Annotated in this window: 6 protein-coding genes; 2 read left to right on the top strand and 4 right to left on the bottom strand. The window is 68.7% G+C overall.

The features are described 5' to 3' along the window. Window positions 1-936: 936 nt before the first annotated feature. Both ACFWY6_RS44295 and ACFWY6_RS44290 read right to left on the bottom strand, forming a co-directional pair. On the bottom strand, window positions 937-1,230 hold the full coding sequence (locus ACFWY6_RS44295) for a hypothetical protein (RefSeq protein WP_384703253.1): 294 nt from the start codon (window positions 1,228-1,230) through the stop codon (window positions 937-939). 59 nt (window positions 1,231-1,289) lie between these two features. Continuing rightward, window positions 1,290-1,775, bottom strand: coding sequence for an Lrp/AsnC family transcriptional regulator (locus ACFWY6_RS44290; protein WP_384703250.1), 486 nt, complete (start codon window positions 1,773-1,775; stop codon window positions 1,290-1,292). Window positions 1,776-1,883: 108 nt separating this feature from the next. Between ACFWY6_RS44290 and ACFWY6_RS44285 the strand changes: the two genes are divergently transcribed. Further along, a complete protein-coding gene (locus ACFWY6_RS44285) occupies window positions 1,884-2,843 on the top strand; it encodes an SMP-30/gluconolactonase/LRE family protein (RefSeq protein ID WP_384703247.1) in 960 nt (319 codons plus the stop codon). Window positions 2,844-2,863: 20 nt separating this feature from the next. After that, entirely contained in the window at window positions 2,864-3,352 is a 489-nt protein-coding gene (locus ACFWY6_RS44280) for a hypothetical protein (protein WP_384703243.1), read from the top strand. A 27-nt stretch (window positions 3,353-3,379) separates the two neighbouring features. On the opposite strand, the gene ACFWY6_RS44275 is transcribed toward ACFWY6_RS44280, so the two are convergent. Both ACFWY6_RS44275 and ACFWY6_RS44270 read right to left on the bottom strand, forming a co-directional pair. Then, complete coding sequence (locus ACFWY6_RS44275) at window positions 3,380-3,601, bottom strand: dodecin (protein ID WP_361828008.1); 222 nt, start codon at window positions 3,599-3,601, stop codon at window positions 3,380-3,382. A 49-nt stretch (window positions 3,602-3,650) separates the two neighbouring features. Continuing rightward, a complete protein-coding gene (locus ACFWY6_RS44270; RefSeq protein ID WP_384703240.1) occupies window positions 3,651-4,439 on the bottom strand; it encodes a GntR family transcriptional regulator in 789 nt (262 codons plus the stop codon). Between the last annotated feature and the right edge of the window lie 285 nt (window positions 4,440-4,724).

Raw genomic sequence — 4,724 nt, 5'->3', positions numbered from 1 at the left:
ACCCCCCCGCCCGACCGCACCGACACGAGCACCCGGTATCTGTCGCTGTGTCTCTGGGGATCTCTGTGGTATTACAGTCCGAGCCCCAACCCCGTGGGTTCGGCCCCCCCGCCCCCCGGGGATGCGGTCGTGCACTCAATCAGTGATACGGACGCCGCATGCCACATGTTCACCGCCTGGCCGCAGGTGGTCAGCGCGAAAGGGATGGTAAAGGCTCTGTCGCGAACGTGACAGCCTGCCCCCTGGAGGTTCCTGTGCGGATCTGGACGCTGTTCCCGATCGGGAGACGATTGAGGTTTGTGGATGGCGTGTCGGGGAGCGAGGGGCTTGTGGGTGTCAGCTGACCTGGGGCGCTCAGCGCCTGCCCTGCTTCCTCTCTGAGGACATAGACGGCTATGCCCACTTCGACCCGGCCTGCCTAGGACATCGCCGCCGAGTGACGGGACTTGACGCTCCGAGAGGCCAAGTGCGCGGAGGTGTGGGCCTCTTCGGCGAGCCCGCTCAGGTCGAGTCCGAGGACAGCTGCTGCGGTGCCCCCGCTTTGGATACGGACACGGCTGCAGCGCCGCGGTCATCGAGACGCGCAGATGGTGGTCACGCGGGCCGCCCATCAGGTGCCATGTTCGGCATCCTGGCCGTTAGGGCGAGGGACGGCGCCCGCAGGGGCGCCACGCGTTCGCACTTGTGCCACCGACTGCCTCGATCGGTCCGTGCCAACGCGTAGCTCCTTGCGCAGCGACTCCGCCGAGATCGGCCTCTGATGCAGCTTCCTGTGCAGGTCATCGGCCTGCCGTGCGCGCTCCAGCAAGGGGTCCTCACAGCCTGTTCCGTTGCTGTCGTTGCCCTGGGCTGTCTCCGCCTCGTGACCCTGCAGCCGCGCACGCTCGGTCGGGTGGTGGACCAAGAGTCGACCGACAGGAGCAGGGCGACCGGTGGTCAGCCGGCTACCAGGACCGGCTTCCAGACCAAGGAGGGTGCTGCGGCGATGTTGGCGGCAAGGGACACGGCGATTCCGAGGAGGAATGCCATCCACACCACGCACCGCTGCCAACGGTCGCATTGTGCAGGCGGTTTGAGGATGCCGACCGTGGCCAGCAAGAGCAGGCCGTCCACAGAGGCGTACGCCGCCACCCCTGCAACGACCAGGGCGCAACAGCGTCGTAGCCAGGTCTCAACTTCTGGTGTTCCGCCCGCCGTGAGGCCGATCGGGAGCGACTTGATAGTGGTCACTGGCCGTCACCGGACCGGAGGTCGGAGGGCTTCAGAGGGACGTGGTGGAGAGGGTGAGCTCACGGAAGGTTCAGCGCCTGAGCGTCGCCAGGATTCCCGCCGGGCGCGGGGTGCGGGGAGAGCGGCCGTTCGAAGAAGGTCTCGAGGACCACCGTGGCCTGCGTGCCGCTGACGCCGTCGATGGCGTAGAGGCGGCGCAGGACGTCCTGTAGCTGCTCGGTGGTGGCGGTCCGCACTTTCACCAGGACCGAGGCGCTGCCGGCGATGACGTGTGCCTCCAGGATTTCGGGGAGTGCGGCGAAGTCCTGTGCCGAATCGCCCATCCACGAGGTCGAGTCGACCATCACGTACGCGAGGACGGCACCGCCCACCGCGGCCGGGTCCACTTCGACCGTGGTGCGGCGGATGACACCGCGCTCCCGGAGCTTGCGTACCCGTTCATGAGCGGCGCCGGCGGACAGGCCGACGGCTTGTCCCAATGCGGCGTAGGGCTGGGTGGCGTCCTGCTGGAGCTGGGCCAGCAGGGCACGATCGATGTGATCCACAACTCTCCATTCGGGTATGTGTTGCATCGACCGTATCTCATCCTGCAATCTCTGTTCCGAGCCGAATGAGATTCGTGCGAGTGGTGCTTCTAGGAGAGGGAGGACCTCATGAGCGGCGAGGGCCCTGGGCTGTACGAGATGCTCGACGACCGGTTCCGATCCGGGCGGTGCATGAACGGTGACAGCGACCTCGAGGTCCTGTACTCCGGGTGTCGTTGGGCCGAGGGGCCGATCTACCTGCCCGCCTGGCGGCAGTTGATCTGGAGCGACATACCCAACGACCGGATGCTTCGCTGGGACGAGGAGACCGGCGCGGTCAGCGTCTTCCGCCGCTCGGCCGGGCACACCAACGGCAACACCCTCGACGGCCAGGGCCGGTTGATCACCTGCGAGCAGGGCAACCGCCGGGTCACCCGGACCGAGCACGACGGGACGGTCACGGTGCTGGCCGACCGCTGGCAGGGCAAGCGGCTGAACAGCCCGAACGACGCGGCGGTGAAATCCGACGGCTCCATTTGGTTCTCCGACCCGGACTTCGGCATCACCAGCGACTACGAGGGCTACCGGGCCGAGAGCGAGATCGGCGCCAACAACGTCTACCGGATCGATCCGGACACCGGCGAAGTGCAGCTCGTCGCCGATGGTTTCGGTGCCCCGAACGGTCTGGTGTTCTCGGCCGATGAGCGGCAGCTGTTCGTCTCCGACACCCGGGCAGGTTTCATCCGGGTCTTCGATGTCACCGCGGACGGCACCCTGTCCGACGGCAAGGTCTTCGCCGAAGCCGCAGCTCGTGAAGGTGCCCGCTTCGACAACCTGCGCTTCGATGACGGCGGTCGGCTCTGGGCAGCCGCGATGGATGACGGCGTGCACTGCTATGACCCCGACGGCACACTGATCGGCCGCCTCGACGTGCCGGAAACCGTCGCCAACATCTCCTGGGGCGGCGCCAAGCGCAACCGCCTGTTCATCACCGCCGAAACCAGCCTCTACTCGGTGGTCATGGGAGTCACCGGCACCCACCCGGCCGGACCCGGGCGCCACCCCTGGTTGGAGGCAGGGCCTCGGTGAGCATTGCCTAGGCTGGGCGCGTGACGGAAGACAGCAGGCCACTGGCCGTATTCGATCTGGACGGCACCCTCGCGGACACCGCGCACCGGCAGCGGTTCCTGGAGCGCAAGCCGCGCGACTGGGGCGCCTTCTTCGCCGCCGCCCCGGAGGATCCGCCGCTTGCGGAGGGTGTGGCGCTGGCCCTGGAGAGCGCTCAGGAGTGTGAGGTCGTCTATCTGACGGGCAGGCCGGAGCGGTGCCGCAAGGACACCGTGGCGTGGCTCGCGGCGCAGGGGCTGCCCGAGGGACGGATCTGGATGCGGCGCAACGACGACCGGCGGCCCGCGCGCCGCACCAAATTGGAGATCCTCCAGAAGATCGCGCAGAAGCGTGCGGTGCGCGTGCTCGTGGACGACGACGAGCTGGTGTGCGACGAGGCCGAGCGTGCGGGCTTCAAGGTCGTACGGGCACGCTGGGCGAGCACGTCCGCCGCGCTCAAGGACGCCCAGGAGCGGGAGGGGCGGACGTGACCGGCTGACGGGCGTGCCCCGCAGGCCTCAGGCGCTGTCGCCGTCCTCAAGGCGGAATCCGACCTTCAGGCCCACCTGGTAGTGCTCGATCTGCCCGTTCTCGATATGGCCGCGCACCTGGGTGACCTCGAACCAGTCCAGGGAACGCAGGGTCTGCGAGGCGCGGGCGATGCCATTGCGGATCGCCTGGTCGACGCCCTCGTGCGAGGTGCCGACGATCTCGGTGACCCGGTAGGTGTGGTCGGACATGAGGGTGTTCCTCTCCTCCGTGCGGTGGCGTCACAGCGGTGGGGTGACGTCACTCCACCGTGCCCCACCACGCGGCGGTGCGCGAGGCGGTGGGCGCGGGATGTTCGGCGGCCGCACCCAGGGTGAGCCGGGAGACGACGCGGTAGCGGTCGCCGCGGTAGAGGGAGCGCACGTACTCGACGGGGCGGCCCTCGGTGTCCGTGGTGATCCGGTCGAAGAGCAGCGCGGGGGAGAGCTCGGGCACGCCGAGCAGCCGCGCCTCGGCCTCCGTGACCACCGTCGGTTCGATGGACTGCACGGCGTGGGCGGGACGGATGCGCCGGACCTCGCGGAGATGGGCGTAGAAACCGGACTCCATCTGCTCGGGCGTGAGCCCCGGTGTCAGCGCGGCCGGAATGTGCAGATGCTCCAGAGCGATGGGCTCGCCGTCGACGAGGCGCAGCCGTGCCACGTACACGATCTCGGCGGCGGGGGAGACACGCAGCTTGCGGCCGGTCCGTGCCCCGGCCCGGACGGTGCTGAACTCCACCACCCGGCTCGACCAGCCGCCCGGGGCCTGCGGTGCGCTGAGCGGGCGGCCCGCCGAGATCAGCTCCTGGGTGACCTTGGCGGGTGCCACGAACATCCCGCGCCCGTGTTCGCGTACGAGAAGTCCCGAGGTCACAAGGTCGTCGACGGCAGCCCGCAGCGTCGGCCGCGATACACCGAGGTCGGCGCAGAGCGTGCGCTCGGAGGGGATCGCGTCGCCGGGCCGGCGGGTCTCGATCAGGTCGAGCAGGACCTCGCGCACGCGCTCGCGCTTGAGCATGCCGCCGGGGGTGGTTCTTGGGTGGTTCATCGATGCCGTCCCGTTCTGGCGGAGGGGTGGGACGTGTCCGCAACTCCCGCCCGTGCAAAGGGACTTGACGCCCCCATTGGTCTATGCCACCTTCAGTCCTCGCGAGTGGTCACCTTACCAATTGGTCAAGCCCGCGTCGTGTCGTTGTGCCGCACCTCCCCCCCACGGGGGGGGGGGGGGGGGGGCGCCCCGCACGGCACCAGAGACCAAGAAGGTTAAAACAACACAACAACATGTAAGCAACCCCCCCCGGACACCACCACGGCGGCGCGCGGGGGGTTGGGG

It is taken from the genome of Streptomyces sp. NPDC059037, from assembly GCF_042740015.1.
Taxonomy (GTDB): Bacteria; Actinomycetota; Actinomycetes; order Streptomycetales; family Streptomycetaceae; genus Streptomyces.
Note: the sequence above shows the minus strand (reverse complement) of the source record. Positions and strands in the feature narration are given on the sequence as shown.

Excerpts from the sequence above, each read along its gene's own strand:
- ACFWY6_RS44285 (WP_384703247.1), top strand. The coding sequence starts at position 1,884 with ATGAGCGGCGAGGGCCCTGGGCTGTACGAGATGCTCGACGACCGGTTC.
- ACFWY6_RS44275 (WP_361828008.1), bottom strand. The coding sequence starts at position 3,601 with ATGTCCGACCACACCTACCGGGTCACCGAGATCGTCGGCACCTCGCAC.
- ACFWY6_RS44270 (WP_384703240.1), bottom strand. The coding sequence starts at position 4,439 with ATGAACCACCCAAGAACCACCCCCGGCGGCATGCTCAAGCGCGAGCGC.